Below are 21,062 nucleotides of genomic sequence, written 5' to 3'. Positions count from 1 at the left end.
CTTTCCCCTCGCTAACTTTCCCCTCGCTAACTTTCCCCTCGCTAACTTTACCCTCGCTAACTTTTCCCCACAAAAAAAGCCGCTTAGTTTAACTAGGCGGCTTTGGAGGTTAGTCTCACTGTATTTGGGCGTGTCTCCAAACGAGTGAATACGTTACCAAGGAACTTGTTGTTTATTACGCTTCGATTGACTCAAGCGCAATTTTAACCATTTCATTGAAAGTGCTTTGACGCTCTTCACTTGGGGTTGCTTCACCGGTGATCACGTGGTCACTTACGGTAAATAATGCCATGGCTTTTGCGCCATATTCAGCAGCAACACCGTATAAACCGGCTGTTTCCATATCTACCGCTAACATACCTAGTTTATCAAGTTCTTGATAAAAGCTGTTATCGGCTTGATAAAAGGTATCGGTGGTAAATACGTTACCCACTTTCGCTTTAATACCTAGCTCTTTTGCTGCATTAACGCCGTTTAATAGTAAATCAAAATCAGCAATTGCTGAGAAATCATAACCACGTACACGCGCACGGTTTACATTTGAATCTGTGCTTGCGCCTTGTGCAAAAATAACGTCACGAATTTTAATGTCGCTACCAATACCACCACAGGTGCCGATACGAATAAGGTTCTTAACGCCATAGCTGACGATTAGTTCGCGTGCATAAATCGACATTGATGGAATGCCCATACCAGAACCCATGATGCTTACTGGTTTACCTTTATAAGTGCCAGTAAAACCATACATGTTACGAACGCCGGTTACTTTTACAGCATCATCAAGAAAATTTTCAGCAATGTATTGCGCACGTAATGGATCACCCGGCATTAATACCGTTTGTGCAAAATCGCCATTATTTGCGTCAATATGTGGAGTACTCATTATTCGTTTCCTTTTACTTTTAGCGCGTTAAGCTTATCAATAAAGCCATCGCCATATTCAAGTGCAGGTAAGTTAAACCACTGGGCAAGTGTTTGACCTATGTCTGCAAAACTAGCACGTTCACCAAGCGGAGTATTTTCAAGCCCTACCTGATAAGCAAGTACAGGCACATATTCGCGGGTGTGCTCACTGCCCGGGAATGTTGGATCACAACCGTGATCCGCCGTAATAATTAGTACGTCATCGGCTTTAAGCTGCTTAAGTATCGTTGGTAAGTAATCGTCCAACTGTTTAAGCGCTTTTGCATACCCAACAGGGTCGCGGCGATGACCAAATTTTTCATCAAAATCAACTAAGTTAGTAAATATCAAACTGTGATCTGGCGCTGATGCCATTACCTCAGTGGTTTTTGCTAACAAGTTTTGTAAGCCTGGGGCTTTGTGTTTTTGGGTGATCCCTTGATGCGCATAGATGTCAGATATCTTCCCTATGCTAATCACTTCACCACCGTCATCGGCTAGTTTGTCTAGCAATGTTGGCGCTGGCGGTAACACTGAATAATCTCGACGATTGCCCGTTCTGGCAAAGTCTTGATTATTGGAACCCAAAAATGGCCGCGCAATCACTCGTCCTATGTTCATTTCATCAAGCAGCGCCCGTGTGATTTCGCAGACCTGATAAAGTTTTTCTAGACCGAAAGTTTGTTCATGCGCGGCTATTTGAAACACGCTATCAGCTGAGGTGTAACAGATTGGTTTACCTGTTTTTATGTGCTCTTCACCTAGCTGTTCTAAAATCGTAGTACCCGAGGCATGGCAATTACCTAAAATCCCCGGGATACCGGTACGAGCAATCAGCTCGTCAATTAACTGTTGTGGAAAACTCGGTTGTGTTTTAGGGAAATATCCCCAATCGAATAACACCGGTACACCGGCCATTTCCCAATGACCTGATGGGGTATCTTTACCGCTAGAAAGCTCTTTAGCGTAACCCCAAGCAGCAATCGGTGTTTGGCGGTCGCTAACAAGGCACGGTTCGTTGCCTGCAGCTTCACATGCATCAACTAAACCTAATAACGATAAATTAGGTAGTGATAGCCGTTCGCCGGTTTCTTCAAAGTATGCTTTAAGCAAATGTGCAAAAGTGTTTGCGCCCACGTCGCCAAACTTATCAGCGTCTGGTGCTGCACCTATGCCTAGGCTATCTGCCATTAATATAATTGCTCTTGCCATACTCACCTCGATTATCCAATGTAGCTACTTTATATTTTTGTGCTTTTTAACGTACAGGACATAAGTCCTGTTTCATAAAACCTAAACATTATAAATTTCACCCCTTAAAGCGAAGCAAGAGAGATTATTCGTGTCTTTTTTGCTATTGTGATCTACCAACAATGTATCCTTCTGTGTGGATGAGAACTTTAGTGACACGAACAATAATAGCCATTGCTGGCGCTTCTGCGTCTGGCAAATCTCTTTTTAGCCAAACAATTTACAATGAATTGGTAAATGAGCTTGAACCAGGCGCCATCGCCGTGATTGAAGAAGATGCGTACTATAAAGACCAATCGCATCTGCCGTTTGATCATCGTACGCAAACGAATTACGACCACCCTGATGCGTTTGAACATGAGTTAATGTGTAAGCATTTAACACAGTTACGTGATGGCGAAGCGGTAGAAGTACCTACCTATGATTATGCGCAGCATACTCGCAGTGACAAAACACGCACTGTGATGCCAGCAGAAATTCTCATAGTTGAAGGGATTTTATTGCTTAGTGATAAAGCGCTACGTAAAGAATTTGATATCAAAGTGTTTATTGATACACCGCTTGATATTTGCCTGATGCGCCGTATGCAACGTGATATGGAGCAACGAGGCAGAACATTACAGTCCGTTGTTGAACAATATCAAGCTACAGTGAGACCGATGTTTTATCAGTTTATTGAGCCTTCAAAGCACAATGCTGATTTAGTGGTTACACGTGGTGGTATGAATCGTGTTGCGATTGATATAATTAAAAGTAAAATAAAATATTTACTGCAAAAATAACAACGGGAATAAGCAAAGATGACAACATTTATGAGCTTAGTCGGCATGTGTATGCTGCTAGGCATTGCATTTGCGGCTTCGACAAATCGCAAAGCAATTAGTTTAAGAACTGTCGGTATCGCTTTTGCCCTGCAATTTATAATTGGTGGTTTTGTCCTGTTTTCAGACGCAGGCAAAAATGCATTAGTTGGCATGTCAAAAGCCGTATCATCGGTAATTGGTTTTGCAAATGACGGAATAGCATTTTTATTCGGTCCGCTTGCTAGCCAAGATGCCTTAGGGTTTATTTTTGCCGTACAAGTTTTACCCGTTATTGTGTTTTTCTCTGCATTGGTTGCAGTGCTTTATCACATTGGCATTATGGATTGGATAATAAGAATATTAGGCGGTGGTTTACAAAAGCTATTAAAAACCTCACGCACTGAGTCGCTCTCAGCGACTGCGAACATTTTTGTTGGCCAAACAGAAGCGCCGCTGATTGTAAAACCATTTATAGCAACCATGACTAAGTCAGAGTTGTTTGCTGTTATGGTGGGTGGTTTAGCCACCGTAGCAGGCTCAGTTATGGCCGGTTACGTGATTATTGGTGTAGAGCTTAAATATTTAATTGCAGCCAGCTTTATGGCAGCGCCGGGTGGTTTTTTAATGGCCAAGATGATTGTGCCAGAGACCGAAACACCAAAAGATACTTTAGCTGATTTAGAGCTTGACGAAGACAAGCCGGTTAACGTAATTGATGCAGCAGCATCAGGGGCAGCAAACGGTATGCATTTAGCACTAAATGTAGGTGCAATGCTATTAGCATTTGTTGCTTTAATAGCTTTATTAAATGGTTTGTTTGGCGGCATTGGAGGTTTATTGGCTAGCATCGGCGGTTGGTCAATTAACTTCAGTCATTTATTATATAAAACTGCTGGTGACTGGGAGGTAATAGATGGAATCGCAAGTTTATTTAACTCCATTGGTGATTCGCTAAATAGCACGGGTGCTTGGATAAGCTCTTTAACGTTACAAATGATTTTAGGTTATATCTTTGCTCCGGTTGCCTGGTTACTTGGCGTACCGTGGAGTGAAGCAGTTATAGCCGGTAGCTTTATTGGTCAAAAAATAGTAGTCAATGAGTTTGTTGCTTATTTAGACTTTATGAATTATCGCGATACGTTAAGTGCGCACACACAAGCGATTGTCACATTCGCGTTATGTGGGTTTGCTAACTTATCATCGATAGCCATTTTACTAGGTGGATTAGGCGGTATGGCGCCTAGTCGGCGAAAGGATATCGCACGCTTAGGGCTCAGAGCAGTGTTAGCAGGATCTATGGCTAACCTTATGAGCGCCGCAATTGCAGGTTTTTTCCTCTCGCTAGCTTAGAAACTTTGAGATGAACCTTAGTTGCAAAACAATAGGATAAGCCTTTAAGGGGTTAAAGACTTATCTTACTTGAACGATACTTCACAAAGGGCCTTTATGGCCCTTTTATCGTTTTTAATTCACTGTTTACTTTCATAATACTTTTCCTAGTTATTGCTATACTCAAAGTTCTATCGTCAAAAAGAGAAAATAAATGCGGCTATTTATTAACCTGCTACTTCTTTGTATCAGTGTCCATAGTACTGCAAATCAAAACTTAATGGTTGTGACCGAGTTGTCACCGCCGAATCAAGTTTTGCTGAATAATCAGGTAACTGGTTATAGTACTGAGTTAGTAAATATGATTATTTTAGAGGCTAAGCTCAATGCCCCAATCAACATGTACCCTTGGGCACGTGCTTATAAAATGGCGGTTAATAATAGCAACACCTTAATTTACAGTATGGCACGCACTACGGAGCGCGAAACACTGTTTCATTGGATTGGGCCAGTAGCACAGTTTGAAATGGGCTTTGTAAAACTCTCTGAGCGCAGTGATATTAACTTTGATAATACAGAGCAAGCCAAGCAATATAAAATTGCCGTACAGCGCCATGACCTTGCATCGCAAGTATTAGTAAAACGTGGTTTCGAAGTATTGCTGACCACTGATATTCAAAAGTCATATCAGTTACTACTAGCAAGAAAAGTTGATCTGGTAGTAGACGATGCTAATTATCTAGCTTCAATGAGTGAGCAGCTAGCGATCAATGCTAACGCACTGACGTTCGTACATGCCATAGAAGGACTGGCAGTAGCTGGTTACTTAGCTGCAAATATTAATACTGATGAAGATATTATAAAGGCACTGCAGCAGGCTTTTTTAAAGGTTAAAAATACTGAAAAATACCGTCAATTAATAACGGCTAATTAATTAGCTATTTTACATAACGATGCCGATAAGCATCAAAGTTATCCACCGCTTTGAGTTTTTCTAACTGCTCATTGAAGCGCTCAACTATCTCGATAGGCATCTCTTTATTAAAAACTAAATAATTACCCTGTAATGTATTTACTGGCAGCTCAACAAGTTGGACGACTTCTTTACCACCGTGACCAAATTGCTGTAGTTGGTAATCTAAGGCAAACTCTGAGCCGAGAATTAAATCGATTTTATTTTTAAAAAATAAGTTCATATACTCATAGTGATGAGCTACTTTTAATAAGTTTTTATCTTGTTGGAAACCAATACTCTCCACTACCCCCTCATAAATATTGCCTCTAACGACACCTAAGGTGTATGCACTAACTTGAGTAATATCAGTTGGATTAATGTGTTTGTTATCACGAAGGCGATAAAAAAATGTACGCGAAGAAACCAGCGGGCCAACCCAGTAAAATAAATCTTCTCGCTCAGCACTGCGAGCGGTTGATACTAGCCCTGAGAGCTGATTTTTTTGCACTAAATCGTATGCCCTTGCCCAAGGCAACAGCTCAAATTTGCACTCCACTTGTGAAAGCTCACACAACGTACGCACAATATCTAAATTAATCCCTTGCAGCTGCCCTTTATTCGAAAAATTATAAGGGGGAAACTGTTCAGTAAAAATAGTAATTGTTGGCTTTGCAATGCAAGTAAATGTGAATCCAAGGCTAATTACTAGGATGAGTAATCGGTAGATAATCTATCTCGTTACAGAATAATAATAATAGATAAAGAATAGGAGGGGGAGCAAGTTACGTCAATTTTCAGACACAAAAAAGCAAGCCTAAGCTTGCTTTTTTTATTCTACCTAAAAGGTAAAATTATACAGCAGTGATGTTCTCTGCTTGTGGACCTTTTTGACCTTGTGAAAGAGTGAACTCTACACGTTGGCCTTCAGCTAAAGTTTTGAAACCTTCGCTTTTGATTGCTGAGAAATGTGCGAAAACGTCTGGGCCATTTTCTTGCTCGATGAAACCAAAACCTTTAGACTCGTTGAACCACTTAACTGTACCTGATACGATGTTAGACATTGTAATATCCTGATATAAAAATAAAATAATTGCTCTAATGAGCGGTGTAGCAAAAAATGAGATGGTACTTTAAAAACTTCAGGACGGTACTACAAGTATTACTTATACAACATCGAAATGGAGATTTATAGCTTTCATGCTTTCTTTCTAGCTGCAGCAAACTATACAGGGTTAATAAGTTATGTCAACCCCTTTATTAATTAATATATAAATACTCAGTCATGAGCCAACCTGTAGTAAATTCAAAACTAAAAAACAGCACGCAGCGGTAACATGCGTTTTTATAATGGCTTGTAAATACGACCAATAAAAAAGCCCTTGCAGCTAACTGCAAGGGCTTTTCTTAATCGTTACTAATATTATGATTAACGCTTACGGCGACGACCAAATATTGCTAATGGAGTAAGTAATAACATCAAGAAGCCTAGACTACCGCTACTTGATTTCGATTTGGGCTTTTCAACCACAGGTTCTGCTTCGTTGCTTACGGCAACCGTTACTTGCTCGGTAACCGATACGGTGCCATCACTGACCGCAACTTCGAACACGACTTCTTCGTCGCTTGTGATTGCGCCTGGAGTAAAGCTAAGTACCGCAGTATCTGCATTAGATAGTGTTGCGGTTGTGCCACTTACTTGTGTCCATGCATAAGTGAGTTCATCTGCATTTCTATCCGTGGCTACAGCATTTAAAGTACTGGTTACTGATTCCTTAATACCTAACTCACCGGTAACTGTTACTATAGGAGCTGCGTTATCACATGCGACTGCATCGCCAGCAATTACTGCTGAGAAGATTGGCGTTGTTACATTGTTAAATGTAAGGTTATCAATCCACCATCCTAAATCACCAACAGCGCCATCTGATGAAAGGCGAAAGCGTAGTTTTGCTCTATTACCATTGAGTTCACTACCAAAATTAATTGTTTCGTAGTTACCGTATACGTTATCCTGATTGATGTTGTTACCTGTAAACGTATCACGCTCTTGGATAGCTTGGGAGTCATTCTCAATTAACGGACCATCGTAACCACGATTAAATGTACCACCCATTTCAGTCACATCAACCCAGCTACCACCATTGACGCTAATTTCAACAACACCACCATCCCACTCGTTTTCAATACGATAAAAATGCCAGAATGACACCTCAAAGTCACCTGCAAAGCCAATATCAAATCCTTTAGTTTCTATCGCTACATCTGATTGGAAATCGTTGTTCTGCAAGAACATCGTTTGCTCACCAAGCTCAAAACCAAAGCTGTTGAAAAAGGCAACATTATCATCAGCTGCCATACTTTGTGTACCTTTAGCTAAATCACCACCGATCATTACATTTTCTTTTAGATCATATAATGATGCTCTCGCTACTTCCATGTTATCCATAGTTTGCGCGCCGACTGGCTGTTTTTCTTTAAAAGCCATGTTGACCGAATAAGTAACTTTTTCAGTGGCAGCTTCAACAATTTCATCGTCAGCAGATAACTCTGGGAATGATACTTCAATTTCTAAGTTTTCAGCTGTACCTGATTCATTTAAGGTAAACTTAAGGGGTGAACTCGTTGCAGTCGAAAATGGCATTGTGTCAGCAAATGTAACTAAACCATCATTTTCAAATGTCACATCATGATCACTGACCACAGTCAGTTGAGCTTGCGTACCAGTAAGCATTTTACTACCAGTATTTGTAATACTCACAGTTAATGTGGCCGTTTCACCTTTATCGACAATACCGTCATTTGAACAAAAGCCTAGCTCTGCACCATTGTAGTTTGCATCAATAGCCACATCTTTGAGGTTAAAGCTAGCCAGTTCCATCTTGTCAGATTCTACAACGCCCGTTAAATCTTCACTGAAACGATCTGGCGCTACAGCACCTAAACCCATGCCGCGTTTAGCAAATGCACCTAAAATAAGCTCATAATCTTTGGTATCAACAGCGTATGCCGCCGCTAATATCGCATCACGTGCTTCAGTATATAAAGGCGCAATTGGTGTTAATTTATAGCCTGCAACAAGGTAGTTAGCCATGCGATTTTGTGCTTCTTCAAAACCATGTTCATTGATTAATGCTACATAACTTTCCCAAAGCATAGTCGCCCAAATTTCACCCGCAGCATGTGGAGAGGCTACACTTGTTGGTGAAATGCCTACATCTGCACCTGCATTTTCAGTAATGTGACGGAATGAAAGCGGATTAACTTCTTTATTTGTAGAGTATGGTACACGACGAATACCATAGTAGAAGTCTTCAACAAACGTACCACTGCCGTATGCTTTTTGGAACTTGTCGTTACCTGTGATGTTGATGTCATCAGCTTTAGCAATAAACATCAGGGAGTGGAAATCACCCCAGCCTTCACCCATTGCACGGCCTTGGAAGTTAATTAGACCCGCAGAGTTACCAACTAAACGGTTACTAATATAGTGGCCCCATTCATGAGCAATAATACCGTTATCAAGTGTGCCATCTTTTAACTTGGCATTATTGAACATATTAACAGTAACTGTATTACCAGCACTTATAGAGTCATACATGAGATGACCATCAGCAAAGTTAAGACCCATATTAGGAATTAACACCGCATCATCTTCACCGCCCATAGCCGCAGGCTCATCAGTGTCTGGAACGTTGTTTACAACAATTGCGCCGATTGCTCCAACTTCTTGAGCATGTAAAACTTTTGCTGTGAAGTTGCACGAACCACGATCAATTAGGGCAATTTTTCCAGCTAACTCTGCGCCATTAGTTGCAGGCTCACAGCCATCGAAAACGCTACCTGAATCAGTGTCATTACCATCAACCAAACGTACAACTTCAGCTGTAACATCAGCAAATTGGAATTGCCCAAAGCCCGAGACTTTAGAAGACTCAAGAACTCCAATAGTTGCGTCAGAGGTTACAACCACACCAAAGTCTGTGCCTACTTTTGCGTCTTTACTATTATACAAATACATTTGCATACGTGGACTTGCACCATCAGCTGGTGTTGCCATATTAGCATTATCTAAACCGCTATTATCTTGCGCTTGAGCCTCAATAGGATCCCCTTCAATGCCACCGCGCTCATAGTTAGAGAGCTGAGCTACATTCGAAGTTTCATCAAAACCATGATCATAGAAGAAGTCGTGCAAAAAGTTATTCATGTAGAATAAGTTTACAATTGCCGCTTTGCGATTGTCGTAACTGTTTGCGACTTGATCAACTTGATAGGGGTAATCAAATGTAAAATCTGAGGTTGTTTCAGCAGTGAAGTCACCTTCAGTGAAACCTTGTGGTGCTATAACGTCGGCATATGCAAATACGTTATTACCAGATGTAGTTGTAGCATCATCAGTAAGCCATGGATCCATGGTGCTTAACTTACTGTAATAAGAAAGGCTCACTATCGGTGCATCAAGGATTTCGGTTTCATCTGTTTGATCAGGACCGTCAGCAGGAATAACATCACCATGTGGGCCTTCCCATGGGTAACCATCTGCATCAGCCCAGACACGGTAGTTAAAATCAGCAGCATGCGCTTTCAGGTCTTTTTTGAAATATACTTTGCTGTTTTTTGCACCAATAACATAGCTGAAGTAGTCACTTTCTAAACTGTTCTTATCTGCGACTTCAACTTCAACATAATAAGCTGATTCAAGTTGACCATTAACCTCAAAGAATACTTTTTTAGCGCGCGGCTGGCCAACTACAACTTTATCACCACTTTGATTAGTTACAGTGTATTTAACGTAATCGCCTTGTTCAGTTGATTTTGTAAGGGATACATTAATATCTGCTAGCTTTTTAATCGCTTGTTTAATGCTCTGCTCAGCACCAACAAAATCAGCTAATGGTGCTAATGAACGTTTAGTATTTGCACTTGTGTTAGCAAAATAGCCTGATCCTGCCACCAAGTTATGTTCCTTATCCATGATAAGGTTATATTCACGATTAAAAACTTCTACGCCATGAACTTGTTGTTTATATTTAGCCGTTACAGAACCACTTTTTTGTTTAGATAAATCTGCAAGAACTGCGTTTGACGTCCCTTTTTTACTAGTACTGAAACCGGTTAAAGCATTTAAATAAAAATCTGCAGCGTATGCATTTCTTTGTTCAGGTAAAACAACTGACATATTAGGTTTTGCTTGACCAACGGCTTGCCAAAGAAACGTTGCCTTGCCAAGCTGAGCATCAAAAATTGAATCATGCCCCGATACTGTTCTACGTTCAGCTAATGCACGTTGCTGGGTTATTTGTGGATTAAATTGAACTTGAGAGCTGACGCTTGGCGCATTAAAAAATCGAGTTTGCTCAGTAGCTTGTACTTGAGTCGATGCCAAAATAGCCGTAACCATCGAAGCAACGGCCGTTACTTTAAATTGATACATTAATAATCCCCTGTTGTTATAATTTTAATTTGGTTAACATTCATAACCAAGAACAATGTACACTAATGATGTTAACCAAAGAAAGCCAAATGTAAACAAAGGTAAATGGGGAAATTTCAAATATGTCAAATAACTTTAAATTACAGCTAGTTATAATTACAATCGCACTAATAAGTGGATGTAAAAAAAATGAAACACTAACTGATAGTACCGAAAACAGCATCAATACTAGCAATGAAAAAGCTCAAGAAGTAGCTTTAAATACTTCACAAAAACTAAAGAATGTAGAAACAACACTTTTAGTTAGCAATTCAATTAATAATAACGGGGAAAAGATTAGCTATAAAACGGATAAATTACTTAAAGGAACAACTGTCCATAATCACGCGACATCGGAGCAAGGAATTGTCACTGGAGCCGTGTTTATCACCTTGAAAAGCGACGATATTCCGCTAGCACTCAAAAGTACGTACAACACAAAAAAAATTACCAAGCACACCTATCAATTCCTAGTCGATAAAAATACCGACTTGAAATCAACAATAAGTGATTTAAAGCAATATACCGTTATTGATACTATTGAAATCGCAATTAATTATTCACCCATTGAGGAGCAGTTTTAATTACTCGACCACAAAGTCAAAATAGGTATTCGGGTAGGCTTGCGGCTGATAGGTAAAGTGCCACCACTCCATTGCGTAAGGTGAAAATCCAGCGGCAAGCATAAGATTTTTCAGTTTATACCTATTCGCTTGTTGGTCTTGCGTTATACGCGGGTCGTCAGTATTTGAAATGGTATCGAACATATCAAACAATGAGCCCATATTTAATGCTTTGCCTTGACTATCTGTCAAAGTTAAATCAATGGTTGAACCACGGCTGTGGCCTGATTTAGCTGCGATATAATCACCGAGTAACTGGTCTTTTCCTAAATTAGGGTAATACGCTGCTTTAGTTTTTGTGTCAGTTGCGTCGTTAACCCAACGCACAAAGTGGTCAACGGCACGTTGTGGCCGATAACAATCATAGATTTTAAAATTATAACCTGCTTGCTCCGCCTGAGAATGCGCTTTTACCAGCGCTGCGGCTGCCGTTTTATGTAATAAGCATTTAGGTGCGTTATAACCTTCGATTGGTTTACCGACAAAGTTTTGCCCACTAAAATAGCGGATATCAAAGAATGCAGTTGGTATTAACGTTGCCACATCAACAAACTCACTACGATAGCTTTGAGCTGGGTCGGGATATTTAGCGTTAGCGTCATGGGCAATTGCTGTACTGCTTAAAGCATGTATTCCAAGCAGTGATATTAGTTTAAAACTGATATTTAACAACATTGTAGTAGCCTATAACATTAAAAACAGGCTAGTAATATTGCATAGTTAAAAGCCATTGCCAATAAATTATTGCTGTTCGACAAACTCAGATTGGATAAACTGAGAATCGATAATACATCGATTACGACCCGTTTTTTTCGCTTTGTATAAAGCCTGATCCGCTTGTTTGAGTATCTCTTCAACACTCAATTGCATCAGTGGCCAGCCAGAAATACCTATTGATATGTTGATACTTCCTACTGGTTCGATGATTGTTTCTGATACACGCATACGTAATCGTTCCGCAAGTAGATAAGCTGACTTGGCGTTAATATTTGGTAATATAACAATAAACTCCTCTCCTCCCGTACGTGCAACAAAATCATTTTCACGGGTTACATCAACAATAATTGTAGCCAACGATTGCAAAACAATATCACCAATATCATGGCCAAACTCATCATTAACACGCTTAAAAAAATCAATATCGATAGCAAGCACAGTAAAAGACGTTTGCTGTAAAGTTAATTGATCTAACATGAACTCCAGGCTACGTCGGTTATGTAAGCCCGTAAGTGGATCTGTTTGTGCTTCATGCTGTAATAGACCAATCTGGTTTTGTAATAAGCCGACTCCTTTTAGCATAGCTAAACGCAGTTCAGAGCTTTCATAATACCAAGACCGCACTTGCTTTAACTGTTGCGAAGTTGACGGGTTATCAAGTGTTTTAGCCGTTTCTGCAAGTTGCCTTAAAGGCTGTGAAATTAATCGAGCTAGCACCCAAATAAATATAAAAGTTGCCAACCCTACTGGCAGGGTTCGATATAGAACATTCATCATCAAACCATCTAGTGGCGCAAATGTAGCGCCTAATGGTCGTTGTGTGACAATGCCCCAAGAGGCACTTTTTAATGGTGCATAACCTGCCAGCATGACAATGTTTTGACTATTTTTTAACTGCCTAGTGCCACTTTCACCTCTTAGCACCGCTTCGATCACTGGATTGCCAAAAACTTGTTCACCAATCCGAGCAACATCAGGGTGATAAAGTAAGCGCCTATTCTTATCAACAACATAAGTATAAGAACCGTCTTTATAAAAATGTAGTTGTAGCAAATCATGTAAAATCCCTTTTTGCTTTAAATACAAGGTCCCTCCTATATAACCAAGGTATTCATCTTGAGAGTTAAATATCGGATGCGAAATAAATATTATGAGATTCCCTGCCGCAGAAATATAAGGCTCACTGATCATTGGCTTTTTATTCGCTAACGCTTGTTTTGCGCCATCACTTTCTAATAGCTGTCCTTTGAGCTTTAGACTCAATGGCGAGAGCCCCAAAACTACGCCATCTTTGTCAACGACAACCGTTGAGTTAAAGCTATCAGTTTGCAACCGAAGTCGCTGCGTTTCTTGTGCGAGAGTGTTTGCATCATTAAACTGGATAGCAAGGATTTTTGCTGAATAAGCGAGTTGCTGCTGAGCAGCCAGTAGAAACCGGTCAGTGGCAGAGACAAGTTTAGCGGCATACGCATTATGGTTTTTTAAGGTTTGTGATTGTAGTTGCTGTTTTTGTACTTGGTAGCTGGAATAAAAGCCATTTAGAAAGGTGATCACAGTCACTGAAATAGCTAAAAACAAGATTAACTTTTTTAAATCAAGGTTGATATTCTTAAGGCTTCGCAAAATAGTTTTTCTCTATGCTGGCCTTGTATTTCCTTGGCGGTTATGTAAACAACCCATACTAGCAAGTTACTCTCACAACCGACAACTCAATCCGCTCTAAACTTGATTTAGCGCAAATTAACAGTGTATTTATTAACATTTACTTGTTCTAATCGCTGGCGCTAAGCGATTGCTGTTTCCCCATAGAAAAATCAATTTATCTGTTTGCGCTTTTAACAAAATAAGCGAAGAAAATTTACCTTGCGCAAAACGAATAAATTATTACAATTAAAAAACAAATAACAAATAAAAGAACATTATGGTTAAACATCACTGCCAGAATATATTGTCACAATTACCCAGTCATCGTTTGCTCGCCTTAGATGTACTGCGAGGGCTCACTATCACTGCGATGATTCTAGTCAATAACCCAGGGAATTGGTTATATATGTACTGGCCGCTTAAACATGCTGATTGGCATGGCCTAACACCCACTGATTTAATTTTCCCATTTTTTATTTTTATTGTTGGGATGTCGATCACCCTATCGGTTAATGCCATGCAGGCAAAAGGAATTACTAAACAAAGTATACTCAGATCTGGTGTAGTGCGTACGGTAAAGCTAATTGCATTAGGTTGGTTTTTAGCCCTGTTTTACTATAATTTTCGCGATCCTAATTTCAGCTGGCTAGATGAACGTTTAGCAGGTATTAGGATCATGGGCGTTTTACAACGCATCGGTCTAGTTTATCTGATTGCCTTAGCTTGTTACCTTTATATAAAACCAAAGTATATTGCGCTTACTTTTGTGAGCTTACTCATCGGGTACGGCGCGTTAATGATATATACGCCCTATTCATTGCCTAACGGTGAAATCGTTAAAGGGCTGTGGCTGCATGGTAATAACCTCAGCGCTTGGCTTGATAATTTACTGCTCGGTGCAAATCATGTTTACTATGCCACAGCAAAACCTTTAGCATTTGATCCAGAAGGAATACTTTCAACCTTACCTGCAATTGCAACGGCATTATCAGGAATATTATGCGGATACTATATAAGCACTGAAAAAAACCTTGGCAAACAAGTCAGAATATTTACCCTAGTGGCTATTACAAGCATTGTTTGCGGGTGCTTACTTTCACTTTTAATACCAATAAACAAAGCACTATGGACACCAAGCTATGTAATAATCAGCTCAGGACTAGCGATGTTATGCTATGCACTGTGTAGCTATATTCTCGATATTCGTAAAGTTCGCTTGTGGAGTGCGCCGTTTTTAGTGTTTGGCGCTAACGCTATTTTGTTCTTTATGTTTGCTGGCATCGTAGCGCGTATTTTAATTATGATCCCAGTGGCTGATACAAGTTTAAAAGGTGCTATATTTAATCAAGTATTACAACCGCTATTTGGTAATTATTTAGGCTCTTTTAGCTATTCGTTGCTATTTTTACTCGCCTCTTATCTAGTGATGTATGCGTGCTATAAACGCGGGATTTTTTGGAAAGTATAATGTCTAAGCCTCATCAAGAGGCTGCTTGACTCACTTTATCTAATAAATACAGCACAGATTGGTAGTTAATACCACTGTGCTGAGTTAAGCCAATTTCACAACTGCGGCTATTAGAAATACCGCTACTGCAATTTTGAGGCACTTGGTTACGCAGCGTTTTTAATGCATTAGCATTTAGCTCTGGCAAGTTAAAGCCCTTATCGCCGGCAAAGCCACAACATTCAATATCAGCTGGAATAATCACTTCGTTACTGCATGCTTTAGCTACGGCAACAAGTTGTTGTTCACTGCCACGGCGTTTGCTACTACAGGTAACATGTAACATAACCGGCTCGGGTTGGGCTGTGATGGTCAACTTAGGCAATAAATATTGATAAGCAAACTCAGCGCTTTCGAGTACTGTTAAACCGCGCTGTTGCGCTGCTTCATTGCTTGTTAATGCACATGGACTGGCGTCAAAAATAATCGGATAACGACCATTTTCAGACACCTGCTGCGCGATATCGAGTAACTGCTCAGCTTTACTTTTTGCCTGTTCAGGTAAACCTTTACTCGCAAAGGGCATGCCACAACATAGCTCATTAATTTGCATCGGCAGTAACAGTTCAATTCCCGCTTTAGTCGCGAGGCTATGCATAACTTGCATAATTGAGCGGCGATCATCCGCTTGCTCATCGGCTGCAAACACCCTGCTGGCACAACTGGGAAGATAAACCACTTTATCAGGCTGTTGTGCCTGTACTATGCTGTGATTAATTGGCTGCTCCCCCCTTGGCCACGCTGAATAATAAAGTGGGGTGCCAATCAGCTTATTAGTAGGTTTGGTTAAAGTACGCAGTGCCTGTGCACCAATGATGTTTCGCACCATCGCCATACTGGTTAAACCAAAGCGTGCTGTATTTGCTAATACCGCAAAATGTTTGACCGCAAAACTGGCTATGCGCGGCGCCATTTTTGCATTGAGTTGCTTTTTTGCCCTCAGGGATTTTATAAATTCACCGGTGTTAATACCGACGGGGCATTTCATGCCACACAGCCCGGTTGCTGCACAGCTATCAATACCTAAATATTGAAAATCTTTTTCGATACTGCTGAGCTGACGATTAATGTGCTGTTTTTCGCTAATATCACCGGTGTTACTAAGTTGATTAACCAATTCAGTGCGACGTCGCCACAGCGTAATACGTTGGCGCGGCGTTAAGGTGAGTCCTTTTGATGGGCATACGGTTTCGCAAAAACCACACTCAATACATTTGTCGATTATATCGTCGCTGCTAGGCATGGTTTTTAAATGCTGAATATGGCAGTTTTCATCGGTATTGATGATCACTCCTGGGTTTAAAATGTGGTCTTTATCAAACAATTGTTTAATACGCTGCATCACAGCAAAGCCATCAGTGCCCCATTCAGTTGCCACAAACGGCGCCATATTTCGCCCAGTACCATGCTCAGCTTTTAATGAGCCATTAAGTTCAACCGCCACCAGTTGCGACACGTCCCGCATAAATTGCTCATAACGCGCTACTTGCGCTGGTGTATCGAACGCTTGGGTAAATACAAAATGCAAATTACCCGCTAAGGCATGGCCAAAAATAATCGCTTCATCGTAACTGTATTTATCAAATAATTGATGCAGAGCTTTAACACCCTGAGCTAATACATCCAGCTCAAAAGCCACGTCTTCAATGATCACAGTGGTGCCATTTTCGCGCACTGCACCGACTGCCGGGAACGTACCTTTACGAATATTCCATAATGATGCATTGCGCTTAGCATCTGTTGAAAACGCCATAATCGCTAATTGATGGGCGCTAAAATGTGCGACAAGCTGATCCACTTGTTGTTGTAAATTAACTAATTTTGTTGCGTCTTCTGCACGTACTTCGATTAATAATGCTGCACTATCTGCTGGGTAGTTATGAACATCTTTAGGCATGATGTCATGATGCGCGACGCACAGGAGCGAGCGCTTATCCAATAACTCAACCGCCGCTACATCAAGCGTTGCTAGCTGCTTTACTAATTCACAGACTTGGCTTATATCATCAAAAATAATAAACGCTGAGCTTTTATGAGCATGATCAATCACCGTGTGGTAAGTAATATCAGCAATAAACCCCAGCGTACCTTCAGAGCCAATCATTAAATGCTTAATGATCTCAATCGGATCAGTGTAATCAATTAGCGCGTTTAAACCATAACCCGTGGTATTTTTTAAGCGGTATTTATGAGCGATACGCTGTGCCAACTCAGGATTATTTGTAACCTGCTGGGCAAGCGCAGTGATATCGTTAATAAACGGTTGATGGCTATGTAAAAATTTAGAACGGCTTTGCTCACTGCGTGTATCAAGCACTGTACCGTCAGCGAAGATTAAGGTCATGTCCTTTACTGTATGGTAACTATTTTGTGCCACGCCACAGCACATACCTGATGAATTGTTGGCTGCCATGCCAGCGATTTTACAACTATTGATTGAAGCGGGATCAGGGCCAATTTTACGGCCAAAAGGCGCAAGTACGGCATTGGCACGAGCACCAATAATAGCTGGCTCTAACCGAATGGCAGCGCCGTTATCTTCAATTTGATAACCAGACCAGCAATCACTAAGCAGCACTAATACAGAATCTGTAATTGCTTGGCCTGATAGGCTAGTACCGGCGGCACGAAAAGTAATGGCAACTTTATATGTTGCAGCGGCACTGATGACCTGTTGCGCTTGTTGCTGATCAGCAACCAGTACTATTAATTGCGGCACTAAACGATAAAAGCTGGCATCAGTGCCAAAAGCATAGCGCCTAGGGTAATCTTCAATAAACGCCGAGGCAGGCAGCTTATCACTGAGTTGTTGTTGAAATAGTGTCAGTGCTGTTGCCATTATTTGCCCCTTTGCGTTCTGTTAATTTACTCGCTTGGCGACCCACCAAGCATTATGGAATATATTATTACTTGAAATAAGAGCGAATTACCATTAATAAAAGCTCGTCTAATATTATTTTTTTTCATCTAAATAACTATTAACTCTTAATATTTATGTAATGATCAGGCAAGCATGTGATTCGTCGGTGGTTTTTGCAGTTCTGCAAAAAAAACGTTAATGTGACAAAAATATGTTGTATTTTAATCCAAAATGGCATTACCATCAGGAATAAAATATTCATAAATAAAATAAGCAATTCAGCTTTGGAGCCTACTGTGTTAAATAAGTTTGCCATATCATCAATTCTCTTTGGACTAGGGTGTTTATTACCAATGAAATCGACCTTTGCAGCGACCAATTTAACCCTTGAGCAACAGCTTGGCCAAAAGCTGATGCTCGATTTTCGTTATTATTGTGAGCAAGACAGCGAGAACACACCTGAGCAAAAATGCCGTAATGCAGTCACTGAATTACCTGCAGATTTAGCCAAGGTGATCACTAAACATAATATTGGTGGGGTGATCTTATTTGCTGAAAATATCGATAATATTGCGCAAATCGTTAAATTAAATAATGCTATGCAACAAGCTGCGGCAAAGTCGAGCTTAGGCGCACCTTTATTTATTTCAATTGACCAAGAAGGCGGACGTGTTGCACGTATTCCTCGTGATATTGCCACTTCATTTACTGGTAATATGTCGATTGGCGCAAGTTATGCGGTTCACGGCACCAAGTTTGCTACACAATCTGCACAGGTGATTGCTGATGAATTAAAAGCCATTGGTGTGAATGTTAACTATGCACCAACTGTTGATGTAAACATGAACCCTGATAACCCGGTTATTAATGTGCGCTCATACGGTGAAGATCCAACACTTGTGAGTATTTTAGGTGGCGCACAAGTTGCTGGCTTTGAAGGTAATGGCGTAATTACCTCACTGAAACACTTTCCAGGCCATGGTGATACAAACGTTGATAGCCACACCGGCTTGCCAAAAGTAATGCACGATAAAGAAACTATCTGGGAAAAAGATTTACCTCCGTTTCAAACTATTATTAAAAAGCAAAACCCTGGCATGATCATGACTGCGCATATTCAGTACCCAGCACTGGATAGCAGCACATTTGTTAGTAAAGATGGCAAAACCATGATCAAACCTGCGACGATGTCGCATAAAATCATCAGCGAATTATTACGCGATGAAATGGGCTATCAAGGTGTAGTGATCACCGATGCGCTAGATATGGCTGGTATTAGCCACTTTTTCGAACCAATTGAAGCCGTTGTAAATACCTTTGCTGCCGGGGTTGATATTGCTTTGATGCCAATTGAAATTCGTAGTCCAAAAGATTTAGTCGTATTAGATAAACTGATCAGCCGCTTAGTGAGCGAAGTTGAAAAAGGTAATTTACAAGCCGACGAAGTCGCTATCTCTGCTCAACGCATCATCAATTTAAAAAGTAAATTTAAACTGACCACAGAGCTTGACGAATCGTTAGCAATGCAAAAAGCACAACTTATTCTCGGTGATGATAATCATCGCAAAATCGAAGCAGAGCTGGCTCTTGCCGCCATTACCCAAGTTAAAAATGACCAGCACACTTTACCGATTAAACTGACGACAAATAGTAAAGTACATATCATCATGCCTGATACCCGCAAGTGTTTGGCGCTACAACAGGCAATTACAGAAAATACTCAACAACCACTTGCATTTAGCTGCACCAGTTTACAAGGCTTTGAGCCCACAGCGACGTTAAAAGCAATCAATGAAGCGGATATCATCATTGCAGGCAATGCATCACCAAACCAAAGCGCGGTAGAAATTGGCGGCATGGATGACCTTGCTGATAACCCTGCATTTGCAATTGCAAAATCGGCGCAAGGTCCGGCACTTGAAAAACTGCTTCAGCAAGCGCAACAAGCTGATAAGAAAACCGTTTTTGTTAGTTTACGAGCACCATACGATATTGCCACATTTGGCCAATATGCGGATGCAATTTTAGCAACTTATGCGTATAACATAGATGTAGATAATGATGTTAAAGTAGCAGGGCCAGCTTTTACTGCTCTTGCAAAAGTACTAGTTGGTAAAAAGCCAGCGCAAGGTACTTTGCCTGTTACCGTCAGTGGCATTAACAACAACTAAAAGTTTACGAGGATACTATGCAACATAACGCATCACTTACTACGCCTTACGCTATTCGTAATATGATCAGGAATGAAGATTATACCGGTAGTACATCGGGCTTTGTTCCCGGCTTTGTACAGGCTAATTTAGTGATTTTGCCCCAGCGCTATGCGTTTGATTTTTTACAATTTTGCCAAGCAAACAAAAAAGCGTGCCCAATTGTAGCAAGTAGCCGCACGCCTGGAGCTACCAGCATTCCAAATGTTGCGCATGATTTAGATATTAGGACTGACATACCTCGCTATCGTATTTTTAAAAATGGCCAATTGATTGAAGAAGTAACGAATATCAAAGAGCAATGGCGCGACGACTTGGTCACTTTTTTAATTGGTTGCTCGTTTTCATTTGAAGAGTCGTTAAAGTTGGCGGGCCTAGAAATACGTAATATTACGGAAAATAAAAATGTACCTATGTACATGACTAATATTCCTTGCGAAAGCGCCGGTATATTTCATGCTAACATGGTCGTTAGTATGCGACCGATGAAGCCGGCAGATGCGATTCGGGCAATCCAAATATGTAGCCGCTTTCCAGATGTGCATGGAGCGCCAGTTCACTTTGGGGATCCAGCTGCAATAGGTATTAAAGATATTAATCGCCCTAACTTTGGTGAATCTGTCACCATTAAAGACGGTGAAGTACCGGTATTTTGGGCCTGTGGTGTCACGCCGCAAGTAGCCATAGCTAATGCTGCGCCTGATTTTTGCATTACACATAGCCCAGGTCATATGCTGATCACCGACATTCAAAACGCCCATATCTCGGCTTTTTAAACGGGAATAAT

15 protein-coding genes are annotated in these 21,062 nt (G+C 40.7%); 7 read left to right on the top strand and 8 right to left on the bottom strand.

Annotated elements, in window-relative coordinates:
- Positions 1–175 precede the first annotated feature (175 nt).
- Both deoD and H5187_RS06480 read right to left on the bottom strand, forming a co-directional pair.
- Entirely contained in the window at positions 176–883 is a 708-nt protein-coding gene (gene deoD / locus H5187_RS06485) for a purine-nucleoside phosphorylase (RefSeq protein WP_182797661.1), read from the bottom strand.
- Entirely contained in the window at positions 883–2,115 is a 1,233-nt protein-coding gene (locus H5187_RS06480; protein WP_182717346.1) for a phosphopentomutase, read from the bottom strand. Before H5187_RS06480 ends, deoD begins: the two co-directional genes overlap by 1 nt.
- A gap of 191 nt (positions 2,116–2,306) precedes the next feature.
- On the opposite strand from H5187_RS06480, the gene udk reads away from it, so the two are divergent.
- The 3 genes from udk to H5187_RS06465 all read left to right on the top strand — a co-directional run bounded on the left by udk (position 2,307) and on the right by H5187_RS06465 (position 5,220).
- Entirely contained in the window at positions 2,307–2,936 is a 630-nt protein-coding gene (gene udk, locus H5187_RS06475; RefSeq protein WP_149980367.1) for a uridine kinase, read from the top strand.
- Between the two features lie 18 nt (positions 2,937–2,954).
- Positions 2,955–4,307, top strand: a complete 1,353-nt coding sequence (locus H5187_RS06470; RefSeq protein ID WP_182739356.1) for a NupC/NupG family nucleoside CNT transporter — start codon at positions 2,955–2,957, stop codon at positions 4,305–4,307.
- A 193-nt stretch (positions 4,308–4,500) separates the two neighbouring features.
- On the top strand, positions 4,501–5,220 hold the full coding sequence (locus H5187_RS06465) for an ABC transporter substrate-binding protein (RefSeq protein ID WP_182739355.1): 720 nt from the start codon (positions 4,501–4,503) through the stop codon (positions 5,218–5,220).
- Positions 5,221–5,224: 4 nt separating this feature from the next.
- On the opposite strand, the gene H5187_RS06460 is transcribed toward H5187_RS06465, so the two are convergent.
- The 3 genes from H5187_RS06460 to H5187_RS06450 all read right to left on the bottom strand — a co-directional run bounded on the left by H5187_RS06460 (position 5,225) and on the right by H5187_RS06450 (position 10,675).
- Positions 5,225–5,896, bottom strand: coding sequence for a transporter substrate-binding domain-containing protein (locus H5187_RS06460; protein ID WP_310736217.1), 672 nt, complete (start codon positions 5,894–5,896; stop codon positions 5,225–5,227).
- Positions 5,897–6,092: 196 nt separating this feature from the next.
- Positions 6,093–6,302, bottom strand: coding sequence for a cold-shock protein (locus H5187_RS06455; protein WP_058559473.1), 210 nt, complete (start codon positions 6,300–6,302; stop codon positions 6,093–6,095).
- Positions 6,303–6,667: 365 nt separating this feature from the next.
- Positions 6,668–10,675: a rhombosortase-dependent M36 family metallopeptidase gene (locus H5187_RS06450; protein WP_182717343.1), complete on the bottom strand. Its 4,008-nt coding sequence runs from the start codon at positions 10,673–10,675 to the stop codon at positions 6,668–6,670.
- A gap of 122 nt (positions 10,676–10,797) precedes the next feature.
- On the opposite strand from H5187_RS06450, the gene H5187_RS06445 reads away from it, so the two are divergent.
- Complete coding sequence (locus H5187_RS06445) at positions 10,798–11,298, top strand: hypothetical protein (protein WP_149980362.1); 501 nt, start codon at positions 10,798–10,800, stop codon at positions 11,296–11,298.
- On the opposite strand, the gene H5187_RS06440 is transcribed toward H5187_RS06445, so the two are convergent.
- Together H5187_RS06440 and H5187_RS06435 are read right to left on the bottom strand one after the other, a co-directional pair.
- Entirely contained in the window at positions 11,299–12,012 is a 714-nt protein-coding gene (locus H5187_RS06440; protein WP_182784064.1) for a M15 family metallopeptidase, read from the bottom strand. It lies immediately after the preceding gene.
- A 66-nt stretch (positions 12,013–12,078) separates the two neighbouring features.
- Positions 12,079–13,677, bottom strand: a complete 1,599-nt coding sequence (locus tag H5187_RS06435; protein ID WP_259401710.1) for a sensor domain-containing diguanylate cyclase — start codon at positions 13,675–13,677, stop codon at positions 12,079–12,081.
- Between the two features lie 298 nt (positions 13,678–13,975).
- Here H5187_RS06435 and H5187_RS06430 point away from each other — a divergent pair, with 298 nt between their 5' ends.
- Complete coding sequence (locus tag H5187_RS06430; protein WP_182784062.1) at positions 13,976–15,166, top strand: acyltransferase family protein; 1,191 nt, start codon at positions 13,976–13,978, stop codon at positions 15,164–15,166.
- Positions 15,167–15,179: 13 nt separating this feature from the next.
- Here H5187_RS06430 and H5187_RS06425 read toward each other — a convergent pair whose 3' ends face one another.
- Positions 15,180–18,044 carry an FAD-binding and (Fe-S)-binding domain-containing protein gene (locus tag H5187_RS06425; protein WP_182797660.1) on the bottom strand — a complete coding sequence of 955 codons (2,865 nt, stop codon included), beginning with the start codon at positions 18,042–18,044 and terminating at the stop codon, positions 15,180–15,182.
- A gap of 374 nt (positions 18,045–18,418) precedes the next feature.
- Between H5187_RS06425 and H5187_RS06420 the strand changes: the two genes are divergently transcribed.
- Both H5187_RS06420 and H5187_RS06415 read left to right on the top strand, forming a co-directional pair.
- Positions 18,419–20,236, top strand: a complete 1,818-nt coding sequence (locus tag H5187_RS06420; RefSeq protein ID WP_182797659.1) for a glycoside hydrolase family 3 protein — start codon at positions 18,419–18,421, stop codon at positions 20,234–20,236.
- Between the two features lie 17 nt (positions 20,237–20,253).
- A complete protein-coding gene (locus H5187_RS06415; RefSeq protein WP_149980357.1) occupies positions 20,254–21,051 on the top strand; it encodes a putative hydro-lyase in 798 nt (265 codons plus the stop codon).
- Positions 21,052–21,062: the final 11 nt, after the last annotated feature.

Origin of the sequence: Pseudoalteromonas sp. SG44-1 (assembly GCF_014164315.1) — a bacterium.
Taxonomy (GTDB): Bacteria; Pseudomonadota; Gammaproteobacteria; order Enterobacterales; family Alteromonadaceae; genus Pseudoalteromonas; species Pseudoalteromonas rhizosphaerae.
The sequence above is the reverse complement of the archived record's forward strand: the minus strand, read 5'-3'. Positions and strand labels throughout refer to the sequence as shown.